A 22,645-nucleotide genomic window follows, 5' to 3' on the forward strand; every position below is an offset into this window, starting at 1 on the left:
GACAGATGACCACCGTCGCCGAAGTCACCGATCTTTACCCCAGCCGCGGCGCCACGGAGGTGTCCGTACCCCGCAAGGACCCGGTCGTGTGGAGCGCGCCGGGCGAGCCCGGCCCGATCACGATGCACGAGCTCCAGTGCTACGAGCGCGACGGCTTCCTGCCCGTCGGCGACCTGCTCGCCGACGACGAGGTCGCCGTCTACCGGCAGGAGCTGGAGCGCCTGGTCGCCGATCCGGCGATCCGTGCCGACGAGCGGTCCATCGTGGAGCCGGCGTCCCAGGAGATCCGCTCCGTCTTCGAGGTGCACCGCATCAGCGAGGTCTTCGCCCGGCTCGTGCGCGACGAGCGCGTGGTCGGACGGGCCCGCCAGATCCTCGGCTCGGACGTGTACGTCCACCAGTCGCGGATCAACGTGAAGCCGGGCTTCGGGGCCAGCGGCTTCTACTGGCACTCGGACTTCGAGACGTGGCACGCCGAGGACGGTCTGCCGAACATGCGGACGGTGTCCGTGTCGATCGCGCTGACCGAGAACCACGACACCAACGGCGGACTCATGATCATGCCGGGGTCGCACAAGACGTTCCTCGGGTGCGCGGGGGCCACGCCGAAGGACAACTACAAGAAGTCGCTGCAGATGCAGGACGCGGGCACGCCGTCCGACGAGGCGCTCACCCGTTTCGCCTCGCGGCACGGCATCAAGCTGTTCACCGGCAGGGCCGGTTCGGCGACCTGGTTCGACTGCAACTGCATGCACGGCTCGGGCGACAACATCACCCCGTTCCCGCGCAGCAACGTCTTCATCGTGTTCAACAGCGTGGAGAACGCGGCGGTGGAGCCGTTCGCGGCGCCGGTGCGCCGGCCCGAGTTCATCGGGGCACGGGACTTCACACCGGTGAAGTGACGTCCGCACGTGGCCGGTGCCTCCCGGGTGGGGAGGCACCGGCCACATGCGTGTGCGCGCAAGAACCGCCGCGGGCCCGGGAGTTGAAGCCCACCGGTAGGCCGGGGAGTTGGATGCGGGCCACCAGCGGTCCGGGTGCTACAGCCACGCCAGTGACGCGGCGCGCTCCAGCACGGCCGTGACGGCGGCGGCATCTCCCACCGCGCCCCGGGGCACCTCGCCGGGCGCGTACCGTCCGCCGATCAGCAGGCAGAAGTCGACCGGGTCCAGCACGAGTTCCGCGGCCACGGGCTCGTCCTCGGAGCCGAGCACCCACTGCGCGTCGCTCCCGCCGCCCGCCGGCGCGAACAGGACCGGCGCCGCCGTGGGGCCGAGCGCCCTGCCGAGGATGCGCACCGCCAGCCGGACGAGCTGCCACAAGTGGGGCTCGGGCGGCGGGGGCACGGCGAGCCCGAGGGCCCGCCCGATGTCGTCGGTGTGGATCCACGCCTCGAAGGCCCGCACGACGAAGTGGTCGGCCACGGGCAGCCGTACGCCCATCAGCGTGGTCGCGTGCCCTGCCCGCCCGGCGTCCGCCGCCTCCGGCGCGGCCAGCAGCGCGGCGGCCTGCGCGGACCAGACGGCGACGGTCTCGGCGGGGGGCCGGGCCCGCTGGTGCGCGATCACCTCGGCGGTCCGCGCGGCCCAGGCCGCTTCCCAACCCGCCTTCTCGGCGCCCCCGGGCCGGGGCACGCGCGGCACGAGCCCCAGCAGTCGCGCCAACGGCTCGTCCGCCGCGATCAGATGGGCGACCGTGTCCTGCACGTCCCAGTCGTGCACGACCGGGGTCGACCAGCGCCCCGGGACGTCCAGCTCCCGCAGCAGCGCCCCGAGCCCGGCGACGGCCGCCGCGTACGGAGCGGCGTGCGCGGCGACGCGGGGAGCGGCGGGGCGGGCGCGCCGGGCCGCGGCGAGCAGGGCGGGCGGGAGGCCGGCCGCCCCGTCCGGTCCGGCCGACCGGCCGTCCGGACCGTCCTCTCCCGTGGGCCGGCCCCGTCCTGCCGGTGCCTTGTCCCGGGTGCCCCGCGCCGCGCGGCCGGTCCCCGCTCCGTTCACCGGGCCGGTCGTCGGTCCGGTCGTCGGTCCGGAGGGTGTGGCGCGTGGGCCGTCCAGGAGCCGTACCGTCTCGCGCAGGCGTTCCGCCTCCGCCGCGCAGGACTCGCACGCGGCGAGGTGCCGGGGGACGGTCCTCTCGTCGGCGGGGGTCAGCGCGCCGACGGCCCAGGCCGCCAGCAGGTCCCGTACCGCCTCGTGCTCGCCGCTCATCGTCCACCGCCCTTCCGGGGCACGGCCGACGGGACGGCCGGGCCCCGCCCCGCTGGGGCCACGATACGCACGCCCGGCCCGGCCGGGACCGTCCGCGCCGCCATCACGCGCCCCTTTCCAGGGCCGGGTCCGGTGGATCGGCCAGTGACTCGGCGAGCTTGCGCAGGGCCGATCGCAGCCGGGTCTTCGCGGTGCCCTCCGGGATGCCCAGTTCCACCGCCGCCTGGCGGTAGGTGCGGCCCGCGAAGTAGGCGAGATGGACCACCTCCCGCTGGGGCAGCGGGAGTTCGGCGAGCGCACTGTGCAGCAGCAGGGCGCGCTCGCGGTCGACGACGGTCTCGTCGGGACCGGGCCCGGAGTCGGGGATGGCGTGCAGCGCGGAGTCGTCGGCGCGGGCGTCCTTGCGGTGCCGGGCCTCGCTGCGCACCCAGTCCACGGCCCTGCGATGGGCGAGCATGGACAGCCAGGTGCGCAGCGAGCCCCGGCGCGCGTCGAAGGCGTAGGGCCGGCTCCACAGGTGGGCGAAGACCTCCTGCGCCACGTCCTCGGCGGCGGCCTGACTGCGCGTGACGCGCAGGGCGACCCGCCGGACCAGCCCGCCGTAGGCGGCATACGCCTCGCCCAGCGCGGACTCGTCCCCGTACACCAGCCGCCGATGCAACTCGGCGTCGACGAGCGTAGGTTCCACCGGCACCACCACCTCGTGGTGCCCTTCCTAGCGCCCCGCCGGACCCCGCGCCAGGGGGCCGGGGCGGGCGCACGGGCGCTCAGCCGGACAGCACGTCCAGCAGCCGGTCGACGTCCGCGACCGTGTTGTACAGGTGGAAGGCCGCCCTCAGGTTGCCCGCGCGGTCGGAGACCTCGACCCCGGCACGGCTCAGATCGGGCTGCCGGTGGCCGAGCCCGGGAACGGAGACGATGGGCGAGCCAGGGGCCTCGACCGGTTGCCTGCCCAGGGTGAGCAGGCCCGCCCGGAAGCGGTCGGCGAGGGCGAGGTCGTGGGCGTGCACGCGCTCCACGCCCAGCTCCTCGACGAGTTCCAGCGACCGTCGCGCGCCCGCGTAGGAGAAGAGCGCGGGGCTCTCGTCGAACCGCCGTGCGGAGTGCGCCAGTTCCTCGACCGGGCCGTAGCAGCTGTCCCAGGGGGCCTCGCCCGCGACCCAGCCCGCGAACACCGGGGTGAGCCCGCCGAGGTCCTCCGGGACGACGAGGAAGGCCACGCCGCGCGGGCAGACGAGCCACTTGAAGGCGACGGAGGAGACGTAGTCGTGGGCGTCCGCCCGCAGGGGCAGCCATCCGGCCGCCTGGGACGCGTCGATGTACGTACGCGCCCCATGCGTCCGCGCCGCGTCGCGGATCGCCTCCAGGTCGGCGATCCGGCCGTCGGCGGACTGCGCGGCGCTGACGGCGACGAGCGCCGTGCCGGGACGGACGGACTCGGCGATCCGCTCCAGCGGTACGGAGCGGACCTTGAGGTCGCCGCGGATGTGGAAGGGCGTGACGACGGAGCTGAAGTCCGCCTCGGCGGTGAGGACTTCGGCGCCCGGCGGCAGTGAGGCGGCGATCAGGCCGCTGTACACGGCGACGGAGGCCCCGGCGGCCACCCGGCTCGCCGGGACCCCGACGAGCCGCGCGAACGACGCGCGGGCGGCCTCCACGTCGGCGAACATGTCGGAGGGCTGCCCGGCGGCGACGGACTCGACGGCGGCCCGCATGGCGGTCACCGTGCGGGCCGGCACGAGTCCGGTGCTCGCGGTGTTCAGATAGGTGTTCTTCGGGGCGAACTCGGCTCGGACGAGGGTCTCGAAGGTCTCCATGGGTCCACTCTGCGGCCCCGGGAACTCCCCGTCCATTGCGGATTTCTGCGTGGTTCTGCCAAGGAACCCTTATATGTCCGCCCCGACCTGCGGTTTTCAGTGCCCGGGCACTGCGCAGCCGTCGGGCCCGCAGGCCTCCGCGTCGGCGGAGCCCTGCTGGATCAGCTTCAGCGGCTCGCGCTCGCCCCACGCCTGGGTGAGCGCCTGGGTGAAGACCTCGGCGGGCTGGGCGCCGGAGACGCCGTACTTGCGGTCGAGGACGAAGAAGGGGACGCCGTTCGCGCCCAGCTCCGCCGCCTCGCGCTCGTCGGCACGGACGTCGTCGGCGTACGCGGCCGGGTCGGCGAGCACCGTGCGGGCGGCGTCGGCGTCGAGCCCGGCGGTGACGGCCAGCTCCACGAGCCGCTCGTCGTCGTCGAAGACCGTCCGCTCCTCCGCGAAGTTCGCCTTGTAGAGCAGGCCGATCAGCTCGTCCTGGCGGCCCTGCTCCTTGGCGAGGTGCAGCAGGCGGTGCATGTCGAAGGTGTTGCCGTGGTCGCGGCCCCGGGTGCGGTACTTCAGGCCCTCGGCGGCGGCCTGCGCGCCCAGGTTCTCCTCGCCGGCCTGCGCCTGCGCCTCGCTCATGCCGTACTTCTTGGTGAGCATCGTGAGCACGGGCTGGATGTCGCCCTTGGCACGGCCCGGGTCCAGCTCGAACGACCGGTGCACGACCTCGACGTCGTCGCGGTGCGGGAAGGCCTCCAGCGCCTTCTCGAAGCGGGCCTTGCCCACGTAGCACCACGGGCAGGCGATGTCGCTCCAGATCTCGACGCGCATGTCTCGGCTCTCTCCAGGTCGTGCGGGTACCGGTGGACCCTCGGGCGGGTCGGTGTGTGAACGTTCAAGCGGCTCGTTCTATTCCGTGCCGGCCGGTCCGCACCCCGGGCGTCGCGAGACCGCACCCCGGGCGTCGTGCGACCACTCCCCTGGCGTCGTGGGCTCGCTCCGCGAGGGCCGCCCGGTCACTTCCCCGGCGTCGGCACCGCGTACCGCAGGAAGAGGTGGTGGTCCCCCTCGGCCGGCGCGTTCTCCGGGTCGGGGACCCAGCCCTGGCGGGCGTAGAAGGCCTGCGCGCGCCGGTTGTCGACGTGCACGTCCAGGGTGGCCGTGCGCTTCCCGTCGGCGCTCCACTCCTCGACGCACGCCCTGTGCAGCTCGGTACCGGTCCCGGCCCGCCAGTGGTCGGGGTCCACATGGAACTGGAACAGCTTGACGGTGTCGGCCGCGGCGCCCTCGGCGGTGCGGAAGGAGGCGACTCCGGTGATCCGGCCGCCCTCGACGACGCAGAGCACGTGCCCGTCGGGCCGCTCGATGGCGCCGCGCCAGGCGGCGAGCCAGTCCGTGCTGTCCTGCGGTACGCCGTCCGGGTAGTAGGTGGCCCGCGCACGGGCGTGCAGTGCCGTGACGACGTCGGCCTCGGCGGGCAGCGCGGTTCTGATCACACGGCTCACACAGCTGACACGGTCTTCGATCATGCAGGCCAGGACGCTCCCGGTCAGGCCGCGGTTCCCAGCCTGCTGAACTGGGCGCGGTAGGCGCTCGGGGTGAGCCCGGTGCGCCGGACCAGGTGTCCACGCAGCGAGTCGGCCGTGCCCAGGCCGCTGGCGCGGGCCACCTGGTCCATGGGAAGGGCGGTCGTCTCCAGGAGTTCCTTGGCCCGTTCGGTGCGCTGATGCAGGAGCCACTGCAAGGGGCTCACTCCGCTCTCCGCGTGGAAGCGGCGGGTGAGCGTGCGCACGCTCACGCCCGCGTGCCGGGCGAGGTCGGTGAGTGTGAGCGGCTTGTCGAGGTTGCGCATCGCCCAGCCCCGGGTGTCGGCGCAGGCCTCGCCGCGCTCGGGCGGCAGCGGGGTCTGGGTGAACTGGGTCTGTCCGCCGGGCCGTACGGGGGCGACGAGGGCGAGCCGCGCCACCCGGTTGGCCACCGCGGCACCGTAGTCGGTGCGGATGATGTGCAGACAGAGGTCGATCCCGGCGGCGTATCCGGACGAGGTCATGATCCGGTCGTCCTGGACGTACAGAACGTCGCCCTTGAGGTCGAGGGCCGGGTAGCGCTCGCGCAACTCGTCCGCGAGTTGCCAGTACGTGGTGACGCTCCGGCCGTCGAGAAGTCCCGCCTCGGCGAGCACGAAGGCGCCGCTGCAGATGGAGGCTATCCGCTTGTCGGCGGCGTCCGCCTCGCGCACGGCGGCCACGGTGGCCGGATCGGGCGCGTACCGCCGCCCGGTGCCCGCGACGATCACCGTGTCCGCGTCGGCCACCGCGTCCAGGCCGCGTCCGACGTGCAGGTCGAGTCCGCCGGTGGTGGCGATCGGGCCCGGGCGCGGGGTGCACACGGCGAGTTCGTAGCCCGGCCGTCCGTCGACCTCGACCTTCCCGAAGAGGAGCTCGGGGATGGCGAGGTTGAACATCGACACGGGGGACGGGGCGATGACGGCGATGCGGTGCGGTGTCCCCTGCGTGACGGGCATGGCCAGAACCTCCGGACGTATGGCATTCGGGCCACTACTGTAGGCCGACGCTCTTCCGCAGCATGAGGGCATGTCAACGAACCCGGCCACCGAGGCGCCCCCGCTCGACACCCCACTCCCGTCCGTACCAGGCCGGTCGCCCGGGCAGTCCGCCTCGCTCACGCTCGTCGCCGCCCTGCTCGGCTTCGCGCTCATCACCCTCGACGCGTCCGTCGTGAACGTGGCGCTCCCGTCGATCCGGGCGGATCTCGGCGGCGGGATGTCGGGCCTGCAGTGGGTCGTCGACGCGTACACGCTGGCGTTCGCGGCGCTGATGCTGTCCACCGGGGCGTTCTCCGACCGGGTCGGGGCGAGCCGGGCCTACGGCATCGGGATCACGGTGTTCACCCTCGCGTCCATGGCCTGCGGGCTGGCTCCGAACCTGCCGGTACTGGTCGGCGCGCGGGTCGCGCAGGGCGTCGCGGCGTCCGTGGTCCTGCCCGCGTCGCTCGCCCTGGTCCGCCAGGCGTATCCGGACGCGGCCCGTCGGGCCCGGGCGGTGTCCCTGTGGGCCGCGGGCGGCTCGGTCGCGGTGGCGCTCGGCCCGGTGGCGGGCGGTGCGTTGACCACGCTGTGGGACTGGCGCGGCATCTTCTTCATCAACGTGCCGGTCGGCGCGGTCGCGTTGGCCCTGCTGGTGCGGGCGCCGCGGTCCCGTCCCCGGCCCGCGCCGCTCGACCTGCCCGGCCAGCTGACGGCCGTCGTGGCGCTCGCCGCGCTGACCTTCGCGGTCATCGAGGGCGGCGGGACCGGGCTCGTCGCCCTGGCGGTGGCCGTCGTCGCGGGGGTGGTCTTCGTCCGCGTCGAGGCACGGCAGCCGCATCCGGTGGTCCCGCCCGGCCTGTTCCGCAGCCGGCAGGTGACCGTCGCGGTCGCGGCGGGCGCCGCGTGCAGTGTGGCCTTCTACGGTGTGGTGTTCGTGTTCTCCCTGTTCTTCCAGCAGGTCCAGGGCCGCTCCCCGCTGTACGCGGGGCTGATGTTCCTGCCGATGACCGGTCTGATCGCGGTCACGAACGTCGTGGCGGGCAAGCTGGCGGGCCGGTTCGGGCCGCGGCTGCCGATGCTGCTGGGGCAGTCGCTGGCCGCCGCGGGGCTGCTGCTCCTGCTGGTCGTCGGTCCGGCGACGCGGCCCTGGGCGGTGGCGCTGCTGCTGGTGCCGACGGCCCTGGGGTGCGCCCTGACCGTCCCGCCGCTGACGGCCGCGATGATGGACGCGGTGCCGTCCGCGCGGGCGGGGCTGGCGGCGGGCGTCCTCAACTCGGCGCGCCAGGTGTCGGGCGGGCTCGCGGTCGCCGCCTTCGGTTCCCTGGTGGCCGGGGACTTCGAGTCCGGAATGCGGGTGAGTCTGGCGCTGAGCGCGGGGTTGCTCGCCGCGACGGCCGCGGCGACGGTCGGCCTGCGGACGCCTCGCTAGCCGGTGGCCGCGGGCGCCTCGTCCAGGGCCGGTCCTGGCGGGCGCCCTGCTTCCGGCCGCGCCCCGCGGGCGACCTGTCTCCGGCTGCTCCCCGCGGGCGCCCTGCCGACCGCCGACCGCGGGTCAGCTGCCGTCGCGCAGGTCCTTCGGCCAGTGCGGGCGGTACTCGATGCCGTCGTAGGTGACGACGCAGCCCTCGCCCATGGGTGACTGGGTCATGAAGCCGACGAGGGCCGCCCCGGTCTCCTTCTCCTCGCCGAGCGTGAAGAGCCGGACGAAGGTCCACCGCTCGCCGTCGCGCGAGGCGTGGAAGGCGAAGGCCCGCCCGGTCCGGCTGACCCGGAACCAGACGGAACTGCCTTCCACCGTGAAGGAGTTGGCGTCGTCGGAGTGGCCACGGGTGACCACCGTGCACACCGTCGGCACGTCCGGCGAGTACTCCAGGCAGAGCTTCGCCCAGGCCCGCTCGCCCACATGGACGTAGAGGACGCCCGCGTCGAAGGCCGCCCCGAAGCCGACCGTGACCCGGGCGATCAGCTGGAAGTCCCCCTCGGGCGCGCCCAGCAGCCGGGGCGCGTCGGAGGCGGGGTCGAGCCCCTCACCGGTGGGCGGCACGAACCGGTCCTGGCGGGGACCCGCCCAGCCGGCGAGCACCCCGTCCTCGTAGGACCAGTGACCGTCGGGTCCGTACGTGCGCAGGGAGAAGGGAAGTTCGGGGAGTTCGACGTCCATTGCGCGAGTCTCTCAGGTCCGTCCCCGCGCCCCGGAGGGGGCGCGGGAAAGTGGCACACGCGACTCCGGCGCGGCTACCGCTCCAGGCGCCCGTCGAAGCGGCGCGGCAGCCCCAGCGGGTTGTCGTCGCGCAGTTCCGGCGGCAGCAGCGCCTCGGGGGCGTTCTGGTACGCCACCGGCCGCAGCCACCGCTCGACGGCCGTGCCGCCGACGGAGGTCGAGGTGGACGTCGTCGCCGGGTACGGGCCGCCGTGGTGCTGCGCCGGGGCGACCGCGACACCGGTCGGCCAGCCGTTGACCAGGACGCGTCCGGCGAGCGGGGTCAGCTCGGCGAGGATCTCGGCGCCACGGCCCTCACCCGCCGCCTCCTCGGTGGAGAGCTGCACGGTCGCGGTGAGGTTGCCGGGCAGCCGGGAGAGGACCGCGCTCGCCTCGGACTCGTCCTCGTAGCGCGCGACCACCGTGAGGGGTCCGAAGCACTCCTCCAGGAGCAGGTCGTGCTCGCCCTCGGTGGCGAGCCGGTGCGCGGGCACGGTCAGGAAGCCGGGGCTCACCGTGTGCTCGCTGCCGGCGCCCGGGGTCACCGGGGTCTCCACCTCGGGGAGTTCGGCGCGCTCGGCGACCCCGGCGATGAAGTTGTCGCGCATGCGGTGGTCGAGCAGAACACCGGCATCGGTGTCGCTGACGGCGTCGGTCAGGGACTTCAGCAGCCGGTCGCCGGCGGCTCCGGCGGGCGCGAGCACGAGGCCGGGCTTCACGCAGAACTGGCCGACGCCCAGCGTCATCGAGCCCGCGAGGCCGGCGCCGATCGCCTCGGCGCGCTCGGCGGCGGCGGCCTCGGTGACGACCACGGGATTGAGCGAGCCGAGTTCTCCGTGGAAGGGGATCGGCACGGGGCGTGCGGCGGCGGCGTCGAAGAGGGCCCGGCCGCCGCGGACCGAACCGGTGAACCCGGCGGCGGCGATCAGCGGGTGCTTGACCAGGTCGACGCCGGCCTGGAAGCCGTGCAGCAGGCCGATGACGCCCTCAGGGACGTCATGGCGGGCGGCGGCCCGGCGCAGGACGGCCGCGACCAGTTCGGAGAGGGCGGGGTGGTCCGGGTGGGCCTTGACGACGACCGGGCAGCCTGCCGCCAGCGCGCTCGCGGTGTCGCCGCCCGCGACCGAGAACGCGAAGGGGAAGTTGGAAGCGGAGTAGACGGCGACGACGCCGAGCGGCACCTTGTAGCGGCGCAGGTCCGGGACGGGCGGGGTCGCCGTGTCGTCGGGGTGGTTGATGATCACGTCGAGGAAGGCACCTTCATCGACGATGTCCGCGAAGGCCCGCAACTGGTAGCAGGTGCGGGCGAGTTCCCCGGTGAGCCGGACCGGGCCGAGCGCGCTCTCCGCGTCGGCGGCCTCGACGAGTTGCTCGCGGGCGCCTTCGAGGAGGTCCGCGGCGGTGCGCAGGAACGCGGCGCGCACGGTGCGGTCGGCGAGGGCCGGGCGGGCGGCGTGGGCGGCGCGGACGGCGTCGTCCACTTCCTCGGCTGTGGCCTCCACCGCAACCTGTTCACGCTGCTTCCCGGTACGGGGGTCGACACTCCAGACTGGTGCTGCTGCCACCGCGGGTCCCTCCAGATGTGATGCCGCAGTTCTTGTGTCACTCACCAGGGCGTTCGATATACTGAACGCTGTCTCTGATGATGAATATGCTGTCGGAGACTATTTCCCGTCCAACGAAGGGGTCAAGGGCGATGTCGGCAGGCGAGACAGGCGGCGGGGCGCAGGTCAAGTCCGCGGTGCGGACCGTGGAATTGCTCGAGTACTTCGCCGGCCGGCCCGGAATGCACTCCCTGGCCGCGGTCCAGGAGGCCGTCGGTTATCCCAAGTCCAGCCTGTACATGCTGCTGCGCACGCTCGTGGAGCTCGGCTGGGTGGAGACCGACGCGACGGGCACGCGGTACGGCATCGGGGTGCGCGCGCTGCTCGTCGGCACGTCGTACATCGACGGCGACGAGGTGGTGGCCGCGGCCCGCCCCACGCTCGACCGGCTGTCCGACGACACCACGGAGACCATCCACCTCGCGCGCCTGGACGGCACGAACGTGGTCTACCTCGCCACCCGCCAGTCCCAGCACTACCTGCGCCCGTTCACGCGGGTGGGCCGCCGGCTCCCCGCGCACTCCACGTCGCTGGGCAAGGCGCTGCTCGCCACGCACACGGACGAGCAGGTCCGCAAGATGCTCCCGGAGACCCTGCCGGCATTGACCGAGCACACGATCACCGACCGGGAGAAGCTCATCGAGGAGCTGCACCAGGTACGGGAGCAGGGCTTCGCGGTGGACCGCGAGGAGAACACGCTGGGGCTGCGCTGCTTCGGCGTCGCCATCCCCTACCGCACGCCGGCCCGCGACGCGATCAGCTGCTCGGTGCCGGTGGCCCGACTCACCCCCGCGCACGAACAGATGGTCAAGGACGCGCTGTTCGACGCGCGCGACCGTCTGACCCTGGCGACGCGCCGGCTCTGACAGGGGAGGCGCGCCTCCCCCGCGCGGCGGAGGCGGATCGTCGCCCGGCAGGACGTGCGGCGGGACCCGTCACGGCAGCGTGGAGTGCATGACGCAGACATCCACCGCCGGGCCGGACACGCCGTCGCAGTCGGAACCGTCCTGGGGAGGGCCCGGCCGGGTGCGCCGGGCCCTTCGCACCGTCGCCGTCGTCTCCTGCGTGCCCTATCTGTCCCTCAAGATCGCCTGGGTGGCAGGAAGCCGTATCGGCATCCCTGAAGGCAGCTCGTTGCTGGACCACCGCGTCGGCATGGCCGTCGCCAACGGTCTGAGCGTGCTGCTCGACAGCGCGGTGATCGTGCTCGCGCTGCTGCTGACCCGGCCGTGGGGCCTGCGCGTCCCCGCCTGGCTGCTCGCCTTCCCCATGTGGGTGGCGACCGGCCTGCTCACGCCGATCATGACCGGCTATCCGATGCAACTCCTCGTACGGCTCCTCGGCGGTTCGGGTCGCGAGCCGGCCGCCGCGGGCCGCGAACCGTTCCTGGACGAATGGGTCTTCGGCGTCGTCTACACCGGATTCATCGTGCAGGGCCTCACGCTGGGCACGCTGTTCGTGCTGTACGCGCGGGACCGCTGGGCCCATCTGTGGCGGGGCCGGGTCCGGGAGCTGTCCGCCGGTCCGGGCGACGCCGCCCGGCGGGCCACGGCGGTCGCCGCCGCCGTGCTCACGCTGTTCCCGCTCACCACGCATCTGGTGTGGGCCTGCGGCGGCACGTCGGGGCTGAGCGCCGGGCGGATCGCCGACCGGTCCGGCGACTTCCGGGTGCTGGAGGCGATGTACCTGGTCTATCTGCTGTGCACCGTCGCGGCCGCCTGGATGCTCGCCTTCCGGCGCGGCCGGGAGCTGCCCTTGGCCGTGCCGCTCGCCCTCGGCTGGGCCGGTTCCGGCGCGGTGGCGTGCTGGGGCGGCTGGATGTCGCTGGCGAGCCTGGGCGGTGGGGACGACGTCGCCGATCGCCCGACGGGCCTGATGAACCTCACCTACTCTGTGCAGATGATCGTCGGCGTGCTCGTGGTCACCCTCGGCGCCTCCTTCTTCGCGGAGCGGTCCGCTGCCGCCGGGCCACCCCGGCGTACCGCGTGAGGGGGACCGCGTGAGGGGGGCCGCCCGCTTCCTGTTCGGCCGGCGGGCCCGTCGGCGATGGGTCCACCTGATCCTCGGCGGCGCGCTCGCCATGCCGTACGTACTGGTCGGCGAGGTGATCGTCGGGCCCGCCACCGGCGCGCGGCACGTGTTCGACTCGCTGCCGCTCCAACTCCTCTCGTTCGCCGTCGGGTTGCCGCTCGCCGCGATCACCGCGCTGTTCCCCCTGACCCGGCCGATGTCGGTGGCCGCGGTGCGCGCCCTGTGCGGCATCGACGGCGACGTGCTCGCCGAAGGACCCGCGCGGACCTGGGCGGGCCGTCGGCGGGCGGCGGGCTGGTTCACCCTGCACCTCGGGTTCGGCGGGATCATCAGCGGGATGTCGCTGGCCGTACCGCCGTTCGCGGCCGTCCTCATCGCGCTGCCCGCCGTCGCCCTGCTGCGCGATTCACGCCTGGGCCTGCCCGAAGTCCTCGACCACGGCTGGGCGTTGGCGCTCTCCCCGGTCGCCGGGACCGCCACGCTGATCGCGCTCGCGGCCTGCGCCGCCGGGTCCGCCGGGCTGCTGGCCCGCTGGGCGCCCCGGCTGCTCGGCCCCACACCCGAGGACCGGCTCGCGGCGGCCGAACGCCGGGCCGCCGACCTCGCCGTACGCAACCGCCTCGCCCGCGAGCTGCACGACTCGGTCGGCCACGCCCTCAGCGCGGTCACCCTCCAGGCGAGCGCCGCCCGCCGGGTCCTCGACACCGACCCGGACTTCGTCCGGGAGGCGCTCGCCGCCATCGAGGACACCACGCGGCGCACGGTCGGCGAACTGGACACGGTCCTCGGCATGTTGAGGGAGGGCGACGACCGGGAGCGGCGGCCCGGCCCGGAAGCGGAGCCGGGGCGCGGCCTCAGGGAGCCCGCCACCCCCACGCTCGACGCCGACCTCGACGGCCTGCTGCGCCGCACCCGCGCCGGTGGCCTGTGCGTCATGGCCGCCGTCGAGGTACGCCCGGAGACCCTGCCGCCACTGGTGTCCCGCGAGGCGTACCGCATCGTGCAGGAGGCACTGAGCAACGCGCTGAAGCACGCCGGTCCCGGCACCCGTGTCACGCTGCGGATCGCGCTCACCGGCGACGGGCCGCGCACCGAGCTGTGCATGACCGCCGAGAACCCGGTGGCCGCGGCGCTCCCCGCGCCCCGTCCCGGCGGCGGCCACGGTCTGCGCGGCATCGCCGACCGTGCCCGCCTCCTCGGCGGCACGGCCGAGGCCGGCCCCGCCGGCGGGCTGTGGCGCCTGGCCGTGCGCCTGCCCGTAGGACCGCCCGCCGCGAGAACCGAGGAGCCCGCATGACCGGCCCGTCCCCCGGCACCGCCGCCCTGCGCATCGTCGTCGCCGACGACGAGCGCATGGTGCGCACCGCCCTGCGCGTGATCCTCGACGCCGAGCCCGGCCTGGAGGTGGTCGGCGAGGCGGCCACCGGCGCCGAGGCCGTGTCGGTCGTGCGGGAGCTGGCCCCGGACGTCGTGCTCATGGACGTGCGGATGCCCGAGGTCGACGGCATCCGCGCCACCGAGCAGATCCTCGCGACGCTGCCGGACCCCCCGCGCGTCGTCGTCGTGACCACCTTCGAGAACGACGCCCACGTGTACGAGGCGCTGCGCGCCGGAGCCGCGGGCTTCCTGCTCAAGCGGGCCGACGCGGACGCGCTCGTGCAGGCCGTGCGGCTGGTGGCGCGCAGCGACACGCTGCTGTTCCCGTCGGCGGTGCGCGCGCTGGCCGCCGGGCACGCCCGGTCCCGTCCCGCGCCACCGCCGTGGGTGGCGAAGCTCACCGCGCGGGAGGGCGACGTGCTGCGGCTGATGGCGACGGGGCTCACCAACGCCGAGATCGCCGCACGCATGGGAGTGGGTCCCGCCACGGTGAAGTCGCACGTGGCGGCGGTGCTGGCGAAGACGGGGACGCGGGACCGCACCCAGGCGGTGATCGCCGCCTACGAGGCCGGCTTCATGAAGGACGGATGAGAAACCGGGGCGGAAGGGAACGATCCGCCCTCCCCCACTCGTCCTCCTGAGCGGGATGAACAAGACGATCAGGCGGGCCGCCGTCTTCTCTCTGCTGCTCGTGCTCGCCCTGCTGGTCAGGGCGACCTGGGTGCAGTTCTACGACGGCAAGGCGCTCGCGGAAGACAAGGACAACCGGCGGAACGCGATCTCGCTGTACGCGAACCCGCTCGGGGACATCATCGTGGCCGGCGACGCGATCACCGGTTCCGCGCCGACGAAGGGCGGCGACCTCAAGTACAAGCGGACGTACAAGGACGGCAGCCTGTACGCGGCGGTCACCGGGTACAGCTCGCAGGTGTACGGGGCGACCCAGCTGGAGGGCATCTACCGGGACCTGCTGGACGGCACGGACACCCAGCTGAAGAACCCGCTGGACGCGCTCACCAACAAGCACGCCGACCCGGGTGACGTGATCACGACGATCGACCCGGACGTGCAGAAGGCGGTGTACGACGCGCTCGGCGACAAGAAGGGCGGAGCCGTCGTGATCGACCCCAAGACGGGCAAGATCCTCGCGGCCGTCTCCACACCGTCGTACGACCCGACGACGATCTCCGCGGGCAACGACAGCGTCTGGCAGAAGCTGAAGAAGGACGCCGACAAGCCGCTGGTCAACCGCGCGCTCCGGCAGCCGCTGCCGCCGGGCTCGACGTTCAAGCTGGTCGTCGCGGCCGCCGCGCTGGAGGACGGGCTGTACTCGGACGTGGACGCGAAAACGGACAGTCCCGACCCGTACACGCTGCCGGGCACGAGCCGCGTCCTGAAGAACGAGAACACCTCGGCCCCCTGCGAGGACGCCTCCATCCGCGTCGCGCTCCAGTACTCCTGCAACAACGTCTTCGCGAAGATGGCCGTCGACCTGGGCCAGGACAAGGTCAGGGCGATGGCGGAGAAGTTCGGCTTCAACGACGAGGAGCAGGACGTGCCGGTGCGGGCCTACGCCAGCGTGTACCCCTCGGGCATGGACAGGTCCTCGACGGCGCTGACCGGCATCGGCCAGTTCGACGTGACGGCGACGCCGCTCCAGATGGCCATGGTGTCCGCCGCGATCGCCAACGACGGCAAGCTCGTCTCGCCGCACATGGTGGCGCAGACCAGCGACGCCGACGGGAACGTCCTGAGGAACTACGACGACAACACGCGGACGAAGGAGATCGTCAGCTCGTCCACGGCGCAGCAGCTCCAGTCGGCGATGCAGACGGTCGTCGAGGACGGCACGGGCACGAACGCCAGGATCTCGGGCGCGACCGTGGGCGGCAAGACCGGCACGGCCCAGCACGGCGAGAACAACAGCGAGACGCCCTACGCCTGGTTCACGTCGTACGCGAAGTCCGACTCCACCGGCAAGGAGGTCGCCGTCGCGGTGATGGTCGAGCAGTCCGACGCGGCCCGTTCCGAGGTCAGCGGCAACGGCCTGGCGGCGCCGGTCGCGAAGGCCGCGATGCGGGCCGCGCTGAAGGGCTGAGCGCCACCCGCCGAGGGCCCCGCACCCCCGTCCGGGTGCGGGGCCCTCGTCTTCACTTCACGCCCAGGATCTGCTCGATCGGGTCGATCGCGAAGTACACGAGGAACAGTGCCGAGGAGGCCCACAGCAGCCAGTGGACCTCCTTCGCCTTGCCGAGGACCGTCCTGATCAGGACGTAGGCCAGGAAGCCCGCGCCGATGCCGTTCGTGATCGAGTAGGTGAACGGCATCACGGCGATGGTCAGGAAGGCGGGGATGGCGATCTCGTACCTGTCCCAGTCGATGTGCTTGACCTGGGTCATCATCAGGAAGCCGACCGCGACGAGCGCGGGCGCGGCGGCCTGCAGCGGGACGATCGTGAGCAGCGGGGTCAGGAACAGCGCGAGCGCGAAGAGCCCGCCGGTGACCAGGTTCGCGAAGCCGGTACGGGCTCCCTCGCCCACGCCCGCCGCCGACTCGATGTACGAGGTCGAGGAGGAGGCCGAGGCGGCACCGCCTGCCACCGCGGCGGCGCCGTCGATGAGCAGGACCCGGCCGAGGTTCGGCACCTTGCCCTCCTCGTCCAGCAGGCCGGCCTCGGCGCTGATGCCGACGACGGTGCCCATCGTGTCGAAGAAGTCGGACAGGACGAGCGTGAAGATCAGCAGGACGACCGTGATCGCGCCGGTCTCGCCGAAGGCACCGAACAGGCTGAAGTGACCGAGCAGCCCGAAGTCCGGTGAGGCCACCACGTCGTCGGGGAGCTTCGGCGTGGTCAGTCCCCAGCTCTTGATGTCGGCCGCGGAGTTGATGACGATCGCCACGATCGTCATGGTCACGATGCTGATCAGGATCGCGCCCTTGACCTTGCGGGCGAGCAGTCCGATGGTCAGCAGCACGCCGAGACAGAAGACCAGGACCGGCCAGCCGGTCAGCGTGCCGGTGCCGCCGAGCTGCACCGGGACCGTGGTGCTCGCGACGTCCGGGATGCGGGTGACGAACCCGGCGTCGACGAAGCCGATGAAGGCGATGAACAGACCGATGCCGACACTGATCGCCTGCTTCAGCGGTTGCGGAATGGCGTGCATGACCGCTTCACGCAGGCCCGTCACCACCAGTACGCAGATCAGCAGGCCCTCCAGGACGATCAGGCCCATCGCGTCGTCCCAGCTCATCAGCGGGGCGATCTGGAAGGCGACGACCGCGTTGAGGCCGAGGCCCGCGGCGAGTGCGAGCGGGAGGTTGCCGCCGAGGCCCATGACGACGGTCATGACGGCGGCCACCAGGGCGGTGGCGGTGGTCAGTTGGACGGCGTCGAGCTGGTGGCCGAACTTGTCCTTGGCGCTGCCCAGAATGATCGGGTTCAGGACAAGGATGTAGGCCATCGTGAAGAACGTGGCGAAGCCGCCGCGTATCTCCCGGCCGAAGGTGGAGCCCCTGGCGGATATCTTGAAGAACCCGTCGACGCTGTTCGCCGCGGGGGGCGCGGCACTTGGCCGGTCGGCCACCTTCTGGGATTCGGACATGGCGTTGCTCCTCGATGCCTGCGTGCTGGGTGTGCGGATGCTGGCTGGATTGTTCCCGCGTCGCACCGGTTTCAGGTTTTCTCCGTGTTACGGAATCGAGTTCGGCCCGCCATACGGCGTTCGAAGCTCCGTACGGACGCTGATACGCTCTCGCATCCCGCCCCACGGACACGCCACTTCGTCACGGGTGGCACACGGGGCCGCATGACCACGCACCTGCACCGGTGCCCCAAGCCGCAGCAAGGAGAGGTCACCCGTGGGCACGGTCCTCGACGACGACGCCTCCGTGGAGTTCCACGCCTTCTTCGAGCGGCACTACGCCGAACTCTCCCGTCTCGCCGCCCTGTTGACGGGCGAACCGGACGTCGCGGACGATCTGGCGGCGGACGCGCTGCTCGCCCTGTGGCACCGCTGGGACCGGGTGCGCGCGGCGGACCACCCGGTGGCGTACGCGCGCGGTGTGGTCGCCAATCTCGCCCGCAGCCGCATCCGCAGCGCGGTGCGCGAGCGGCGGCGGATCACGCTCTTCTGGTCGAGCCGTGAGGACAGGGCCGAGAACCCCGATGTGCCGGGTGCGATCGACGTCCAGGAGGCGCTGCGCAGACTGCCGTTCCGCAAGCGGGCGTGCGTCGTGCTGCGGCACGCGTTCGACCTCTCGGAGAAGGACACGGCCCTCGCCCTCGGTGTGTCCGTGGGTACGGTGAAGAGCCAGACCTCGAAGGGCATGGCGGAACTGAAGCGGCTCCTCGGCACCGACGGGACGCCGGTGCGGGTGCATGCGGGAGCGCTGCCCGCGGGTGGAGCCGGAGGATCGGACCGATGAGGAAGGCGCGGGACGTGCACGACGAGCTGCGTGCCGGGCTGCGGGATGCCGTCGAGGCGCACGAGCCCGACCGCGCGCGCATCCTGGCCCGGGTGGAGCGCGGCATGGCGGGCGCTCGGGAGCGGCGGCCCGCACGGCGCGGGGCAGGCACGCCCCTGTTCGGCTGGGTCCGGGTCATGGGTGCCACGGCGGCCGTCGCCGGAGTCCTCGCGGCGGGCGGTTACGCGGTCGCCTCGGCCGTGCGGGACGGGACACCGCAGCAGACCGTCGCGGTCTCGCCGACCCCCGAACCGTCGCCGGACACGACGGGCCGCCCGCCGGCCACCGGCAGCGAGGACGGTCCGCTGTGGTCCGACGGCTCGGTCGACCCGCACAGCAACGACTTCTGGGCGCAGAGCAGTGTGACGGTGAGGACGAGCCGGCAACTGACGTCCCTCACGGTCCGGTTGAGGATCCGGCAGACCGGTGGGGTGAGCGACACGGGCGCCTGGCGGTCCCTGCCCGAGGACGACTTCACGACCACGGTCCGGGAGCGGGACGGCTTCCTCGTCTACACCTGGGTGCTGAAGCCGGGGCGTACGGTCTGGCCCGGCGAGTGGGTCTTCGCGGGACAGTACGACCACGAGCGCGGCGGCCGGGACGCGAAGGACGACCGGTACACGGCCACGGCAGTGACGGACGGCGAACGGTCCGTCGTCGCGGGTGACTTCGCGGTCCACGCGGACGACGGCACGGTGTCCGACGGCACCTCGTGATCCCGCCCCGCAGGACGCGGCAACGCTTTTCCCGTGGGGGGCGACCCAAAGACGCGAAGGTCTCCTCGCCGTCCGAGGAACTCGCTTCGCGACGGCACGACGTCACTTACGAATGGATTGCCGGGGGAAACAACCGGACGTTCGATTCCGGCGTCCTTTCCTTTGCACGGACCTGCTGGCCTGAGCCCCCCTCGGTCAGCAGAGAACGCCCCCGCCGGTGACGACCGGCGGGGGCGTTCGTCTCCCGGGAGGGCTCAGCTCACGAAGTACGTCGGGTTCGGGAGCTTGTACGTCCTGTCGGCGTAGCCGCCGTCGAGGTCGGAGTACTGGTCGCCGAAGTTGGCGACGATCTCGTACCCGAGGGACTCGATGTGCTTGCGGGTGCCGGACTTGTACTGCACGGTCGTGCAGTTCCAGGCGGTGGCCGTGGCACAGTCACTCAGGTAGGCGGGCGGGTTGGCCGCGTCCTTGAGGAACATGTGGTCGGCGTCGAGGTTGACGTCGGCGCCGACCTTCTTGAGGTTCTTGACGGCGTCGGCGCGCTGCGACTCCTTTAGGCCCGAGTTGTAGAAGACCTCGACGCCCTTGGACCGCGCGTACTCGACGAGTGCCGGGGTGCCGAAGACGGCCGGGCGGTCGGCCTGGGCGACGTACGCGGCCCAGGATGCCGAGTTGTAGGTGTAGTTGGTCTTCTTCTCGTAGTCGAGGGAGAGCAGCAGCGTGTCGTCGATGTCGAAGACGACCGCGGGCTTCTCGCCGTGGTGGCGGGCCTTGTGCGCCGCCTTGTCGATGTAGCGCTCGGCGTCGGACTCGATGCGCGCCAGGTCCTTGGCGTACGGGCTGTCCGGGGAGGCCTGGTACACGCCGTTGCCGTCGAGCGTCGTGCCGTAGTAGGTGTCGATGTCCTTGACCAGGACCCCGATGTTGTAGGGCTCGTGGGTCGAGTTCGCGGTCGACTGGCCGGCGGTGGCCGCACCGGCGCCGTACAGGGCGGCGCCGGCGACGGCACAGGCGGCGGCGATGGCCGCGATGCGTGGCTTATGCATGACAGGTTTCTACGCGCGTCACCCAGGGGAACGCGAGGCCCGTTGCCCGATCGATACATACTCCACAGGCAACGGGCCCCGGCGGCACCGAAGTACCCGGCGCCGGCGGTCGACGGATCAGCGGTCCTTCCAGGGTGCCCAGTCGCCGAGATGTACCTCCCGGGTCGCGGACTCGGCTTCCTCGGGCGTGAGTTGGGGCCGGTTGGCGGGGACCGTGACGGCCGCGCCCGGTCCGGTGTTGCGGTACTCGGCGAAGCGCTGGTTCTGCCACGGGTGGGCGGACGACATGTCGGCGTAGGGCGCGACCGCGTCGGTCCCGGCGTCCAGACGGGTCTCGCGCACCGTCAGCATCGGCCGGGCGGTGGTGTCCGAGCTGGGCACCCAGGGGCGGGCCAGCTTGTAGTACCCGTCGGGGGCGGCGCTGGTGACCCGGCTGCGGACGACCAGGTAGCCGTGCGGAGCGGCGACCGCGGTGGACGGCGCGAACACGAAGCCGTACGGGGCGGACGCCAGGTCGGTGCGGTCGAGCGTGTGGAAGTGACAGCGCTCGTACACCGCCGCGGCCCGGCCGAAGACGAAGTCGACGTCGCCCTCGACGTAGCAGTCCCGGTAGTACTGGCGGGCGAAGGTACCGAGCGCGATCGAGTCGGCGTACAGCGTGTCCTGATGGCCGAGGAACCGGCAGTGGTGGAAGGCCGAACGGTCGCCCTGGACCTTCACCGCGACGGCCTGGGTGCCGGTGATGCCGGGGTGGTCCGCGCGCAGCCAGTCGTTGGCGAAGGTGATCCAGCGGGCCGTGAAGCCGTCGGTGCGCACGGTGGTCGTGGCCGAGCCGGAGGTGCCGTAGGTGCCCGAACCGTCCGGCTTCGGCGTGCCGTTGGCGTTGTCGTACACGACGACGACGTCGTGCGGGTCCTCGGAGGCACCGATCCACGTCATCCCGGTGCCCGCGACGCCGGGCAGGCCCGTGGCCGGGTCGGTGACCCCGACCGAGACGGTCTCGCGGTACACACCGGGCGCGATGACCAGGGTGTGTCCGGCGCCCGTCGCGGCGTTCACCGCTGCCTGCACGGTGGTGTGGTCGCCACGGCCGCCGGGATGGACGTACAGGGTCCGCTCGGTGAGCCGCGCGGACGGCGATCCGTACCGCCCGAAGGGCCTGCCGTGACGCGGTGACGCCGACCGGGGTGCGGCGGTCGCGGGGGCCGCGAGCAGTGGAGCCAGCGCGGCTCCGCTGCTCGCGGCGACGAACGCCCGTCTGCTGAGCGGGGGTCCGGCCATGTCAGCAGATCCTTCCGGCGCCCGCCCGGTGGTCGACGAGGCCCGGGACGGCCTTCGGCGGGTCGACCTTGGTGCGCAGGGTGGGAGTCCAGCCGGCACCGGACTGGAGCGTCTCGGCCGGGATCTCCGCGTTGTGCACGGCGATCAGGTCGGTCTTCCTGCCGTTGACGTAGTTGTCGGCGGCGGTGAGCGGCGCCTCCTTCCACTTCTTCAGGACCGTCGCGGCGCTGATCCCGTCGGGCAGCGTGAACGCGTTGTGCTCGGCGACCAGTTGGGACTCCATGCCGATGCCGAAGCTGTAGGAGAACGTGGAGTCGGCGACGAAGTGGTTGTTGTAGGAGTCGACCTGGCCGAAGCGGACGCGGGGCGCGCGCTCGACGAGGCCGGTGAACAGGTTGTGGTGGAACGTGGTCTTCAGGTGTCCCCGGTCGACGGCGGCGGTCGCCGCGCTGTCGCTGTTGCCGATCAGGATCGTCTTGTCGTGGTCGGCGAACACGTTCCAGGAGGCGGTCACGTAGTCCGCGCCCTTGACGATGTCGAGTTCTCCGTCGTGCTGTTCGTAGATCCGGCCGTAGTACGTCGGCAGGGTGCTGTCCGGGTGCTCCCCGTCGGTGAATGTGTTGTGGTCCAGCCAGACGTGTGTGGAGCCGTACACCACGGCGCTGTCGTACTCGGAGTTCCAGTTCCCGGTGTCGCCGTCGGTGGGGTCCCACTGCGGGAAGCAGTCGAGGGGGCTCTCGAAGGCGAGGTTGCGGACGATGACGTTGTCGACGTCCTTGATCTGGAGGCCGGCGCCCTTGAAGCCCGCGTCCTCGCCGATGCCGATCAGTGTCGTGTTGGCGGGGACGGAGGCCTTGATGGCGGTGTCCTGGCGGGCGGCGGAGGCGCGGCGCAGTCCCTCGGGGCTGTCGTCGGGTTCGGCCGACAGGTCGGTGTCGTAACCCCAGTTCTCCGGCGCGTACTTCTGCAGGTAGGCGTCGAAGTCGTAGCCGTCGGCGGCGAAGGAGTCGCAGCCGTCGGCGTTGGCGTCGATGGTGCCCTTCACCTTGATGATCTTCGGGGCGGTGCCGCCGGCGGCCAGGGCGGCCTTGAATCCGTCCCAGGTGGTGACGGTGTAGACGTGCGCGGCGTCCGCGGTGGATCCGCCGGTGGTGCCGGTGCCCGCGGAGGCCCATCCGTCGCGGGCCGCGAGGGTCTGGCGCGCGGGGTCGGCGGAGCGGGCCTCGGCGGTGGTGCCGGTGACGGCGAGGACGAGGGCGGTGCAGCCGATCAGCGCCGCGGCACGTGTCGCCGAACGTCGTGCTGTGGCATGCCCATGCCATTCCTGTGCGTTCATGGTGCGGCTCTCTTCCCGTCGGGTCGGGTGGCG

Annotated in this window: 21 protein-coding genes; 9 read left to right on the plus strand and 12 right to left on the minus strand. The window is 72.6% G+C overall.

All coding sequences use genetic code 11. The features are described 5' to 3' along the window. Window positions 1-5 precede the first annotated feature (5 nt). Window positions 6-902 (plus strand): ectoine hydroxylase, encoded by an 897-nt coding sequence (thpD, locus tag BKI49_RS07710; RefSeq protein ID WP_095933458.1) that lies wholly within the window; start codon window positions 6-8, stop codon window positions 900-902. A gap of 138 nt (window positions 903-1,040) precedes the next feature. On the opposite strand, the gene BKI49_RS07715 is transcribed toward thpD, so the two are convergent. The 6 genes from BKI49_RS07715 to BKI49_RS07740 form a co-directional block, all read right to left on the minus strand. Then, the gene (locus BKI49_RS07715) at window positions 1,041-2,207 is read right to left on the minus strand and encodes a maleylpyruvate isomerase family mycothiol-dependent enzyme (protein ID WP_095933459.1); all 1,167 of its coding nucleotides are present in this window, start codon (window positions 2,205-2,207) and stop codon (window positions 1,041-1,043) included. A 103-nt stretch (window positions 2,208-2,310) separates the two neighbouring features. Further along, a complete protein-coding gene (locus tag BKI49_RS07720) occupies window positions 2,311-2,907 on the minus strand; it encodes an RNA polymerase sigma factor (RefSeq protein ID WP_095933460.1) in 597 nt (198 codons plus the stop codon). A gap of 67 nt (window positions 2,908-2,974) precedes the next feature. Continuing rightward, entirely contained in the window at window positions 2,975-4,060 is a 1,086-nt protein-coding gene (locus tag BKI49_RS07725; protein ID WP_095933461.1) for an aminotransferase class V-fold PLP-dependent enzyme, read from the minus strand. A 60-nt stretch (window positions 4,061-4,120) separates the two neighbouring features. Next, window positions 4,121-4,840 (minus strand): DsbA family oxidoreductase, encoded by a 720-nt coding sequence (locus BKI49_RS07730; RefSeq protein ID WP_095933462.1) that lies wholly within the window; start codon window positions 4,838-4,840, stop codon window positions 4,121-4,123. A 185-nt stretch (window positions 4,841-5,025) separates the two neighbouring features. Continuing rightward, window positions 5,026-5,538, minus strand: coding sequence for a GNAT family N-acetyltransferase (locus BKI49_RS07735; protein ID WP_179332362.1), 513 nt, complete (start codon window positions 5,536-5,538; stop codon window positions 5,026-5,028). A gap of 20 nt (window positions 5,539-5,558) precedes the next feature. Then, window positions 5,559-6,533 (minus strand): GlxA family transcriptional regulator, encoded by a 975-nt coding sequence (locus BKI49_RS07740; protein WP_257004655.1) that lies wholly within the window; start codon window positions 6,531-6,533, stop codon window positions 5,559-5,561. A 70-nt stretch (window positions 6,534-6,603) separates the two neighbouring features. Here BKI49_RS07740 and BKI49_RS07745 point away from each other — a divergent pair, with 70 nt between their 5' ends. Further along, window positions 6,604-7,986 carry an MFS transporter gene (locus BKI49_RS07745; protein ID WP_095933463.1) on the plus strand — a complete coding sequence of 461 codons (1,383 nt, stop codon included), beginning with the start codon at window positions 6,604-6,606 and terminating at the stop codon, window positions 7,984-7,986. 123 nt (window positions 7,987-8,109) lie between these two features. Here the strand turns inward: BKI49_RS07745 and BKI49_RS07750 are convergent, their stop codons facing one another. Next, window positions 8,110-8,718, minus strand: a complete 609-nt coding sequence (locus BKI49_RS07750; RefSeq protein ID WP_095933464.1) for a DUF1349 domain-containing protein — start codon at window positions 8,716-8,718, stop codon at window positions 8,110-8,112. A 74-nt stretch (window positions 8,719-8,792) separates the two neighbouring features. Further along, the gene (locus BKI49_RS07755; RefSeq protein ID WP_095933465.1) at window positions 8,793-10,322 is read right to left on the minus strand and encodes an aldehyde dehydrogenase (NADP(+)); all 1,530 of its coding nucleotides are present in this window, start codon (window positions 10,320-10,322) and stop codon (window positions 8,793-8,795) included. A 131-nt stretch (window positions 10,323-10,453) separates the two neighbouring features. On the opposite strand from BKI49_RS07755, the gene BKI49_RS07760 reads away from it, so the two are divergent. The 5 genes from BKI49_RS07760 (at window position 10,454) to BKI49_RS07780 (ending at window position 15,867) form a co-directional block, all read left to right on the plus strand. Then, window positions 10,454-11,227, plus strand: coding sequence for an IclR family transcriptional regulator (locus BKI49_RS07760; RefSeq protein WP_028803360.1), 774 nt, complete (start codon window positions 10,454-10,456; stop codon window positions 11,225-11,227). Between the two features lie 88 nt (window positions 11,228-11,315). After that, entirely contained in the window at window positions 11,316-12,350 is a 1,035-nt protein-coding gene (locus BKI49_RS07765) for a hypothetical protein (protein WP_257004656.1), read from the plus strand. 10 nt (window positions 12,351-12,360) lie between these two features. After that, the gene (locus BKI49_RS07770) at window positions 12,361-13,689 is read left to right on the plus strand and encodes a sensor histidine kinase (protein WP_095933466.1); all 1,329 of its coding nucleotides are present in this window, start codon (window positions 12,361-12,363) and stop codon (window positions 13,687-13,689) included. Continuing rightward, on the plus strand, window positions 13,686-14,360 hold the full coding sequence (locus BKI49_RS07775) for a response regulator transcription factor (protein ID WP_095933467.1): 675 nt from the start codon (window positions 13,686-13,688) through the stop codon (window positions 14,358-14,360). The genes BKI49_RS07770 and BKI49_RS07775 overlap by 4 nt, the downstream gene beginning before the upstream one ends. Window positions 14,361-14,415: 55 nt before the next feature. After that, the gene (locus BKI49_RS07780; protein WP_095933468.1) at window positions 14,416-15,867 is read left to right on the plus strand and encodes a peptidoglycan D,D-transpeptidase FtsI family protein; all 1,452 of its coding nucleotides are present in this window, start codon (window positions 14,416-14,418) and stop codon (window positions 15,865-15,867) included. A gap of 52 nt (window positions 15,868-15,919) precedes the next feature. Here the strand turns inward: BKI49_RS07780 and BKI49_RS07785 are convergent, their stop codons facing one another. Then, window positions 15,920-17,371 (minus strand): NCS2 family permease, encoded by a 1,452-nt coding sequence (locus BKI49_RS07785; protein ID WP_095933469.1) that lies wholly within the window; start codon window positions 17,369-17,371, stop codon window positions 15,920-15,922. 256 nt (window positions 17,372-17,627) lie between these two features. On the opposite strand from BKI49_RS07785, the gene BKI49_RS07790 reads away from it, so the two are divergent. Together BKI49_RS07790 and BKI49_RS07795 are read left to right on the plus strand one after the other, a co-directional pair. Further along, a complete protein-coding gene (locus BKI49_RS07790; protein WP_095933470.1) occupies window positions 17,628-18,194 on the plus strand; it encodes a SigE family RNA polymerase sigma factor in 567 nt (188 codons plus the stop codon). Next, on the plus strand, window positions 18,191-18,949 hold the full coding sequence (locus BKI49_RS07795; RefSeq protein WP_095933471.1) for a hypothetical protein: 759 nt from the start codon (window positions 18,191-18,193) through the stop codon (window positions 18,947-18,949). The genes BKI49_RS07790 and BKI49_RS07795 overlap by 4 nt, the downstream gene beginning before the upstream one ends. Before the next feature lie 254 nt (window positions 18,950-19,203). On the opposite strand, the gene BKI49_RS07800 is transcribed toward BKI49_RS07795, so the two are convergent. From BKI49_RS07800 to BKI49_RS07810, 3 genes are all read right to left on the minus strand, one after another. Further along, window positions 19,204-19,995, minus strand: coding sequence for an HAD family acid phosphatase (locus tag BKI49_RS07800; protein ID WP_095933472.1), 792 nt, complete (start codon window positions 19,993-19,995; stop codon window positions 19,204-19,206). Between the two features lie 117 nt (window positions 19,996-20,112). After that, window positions 20,113-21,276, minus strand: a complete 1,164-nt coding sequence (locus BKI49_RS07805; RefSeq protein ID WP_095933473.1) for a pectinesterase family protein — start codon at window positions 21,274-21,276, stop codon at window positions 20,113-20,115. Between the two features lies 1 nt (window position 21,277). Beyond that, window positions 21,278-22,612, minus strand: a complete 1,335-nt coding sequence (locus BKI49_RS07810) for a pectate lyase family protein (RefSeq protein WP_095933474.1) — start codon at window positions 22,610-22,612, stop codon at window positions 21,278-21,280. Window positions 22,613-22,645 lie beyond the last annotated feature (33 nt).

The sequence above is a fragment of the Streptomyces sp. Tue6028 genome, assembly GCF_002300165.1.
Lineage (GTDB): Bacteria > Actinomycetota > Actinomycetes > Streptomycetales > Streptomycetaceae > Streptomyces > Streptomyces siamensis.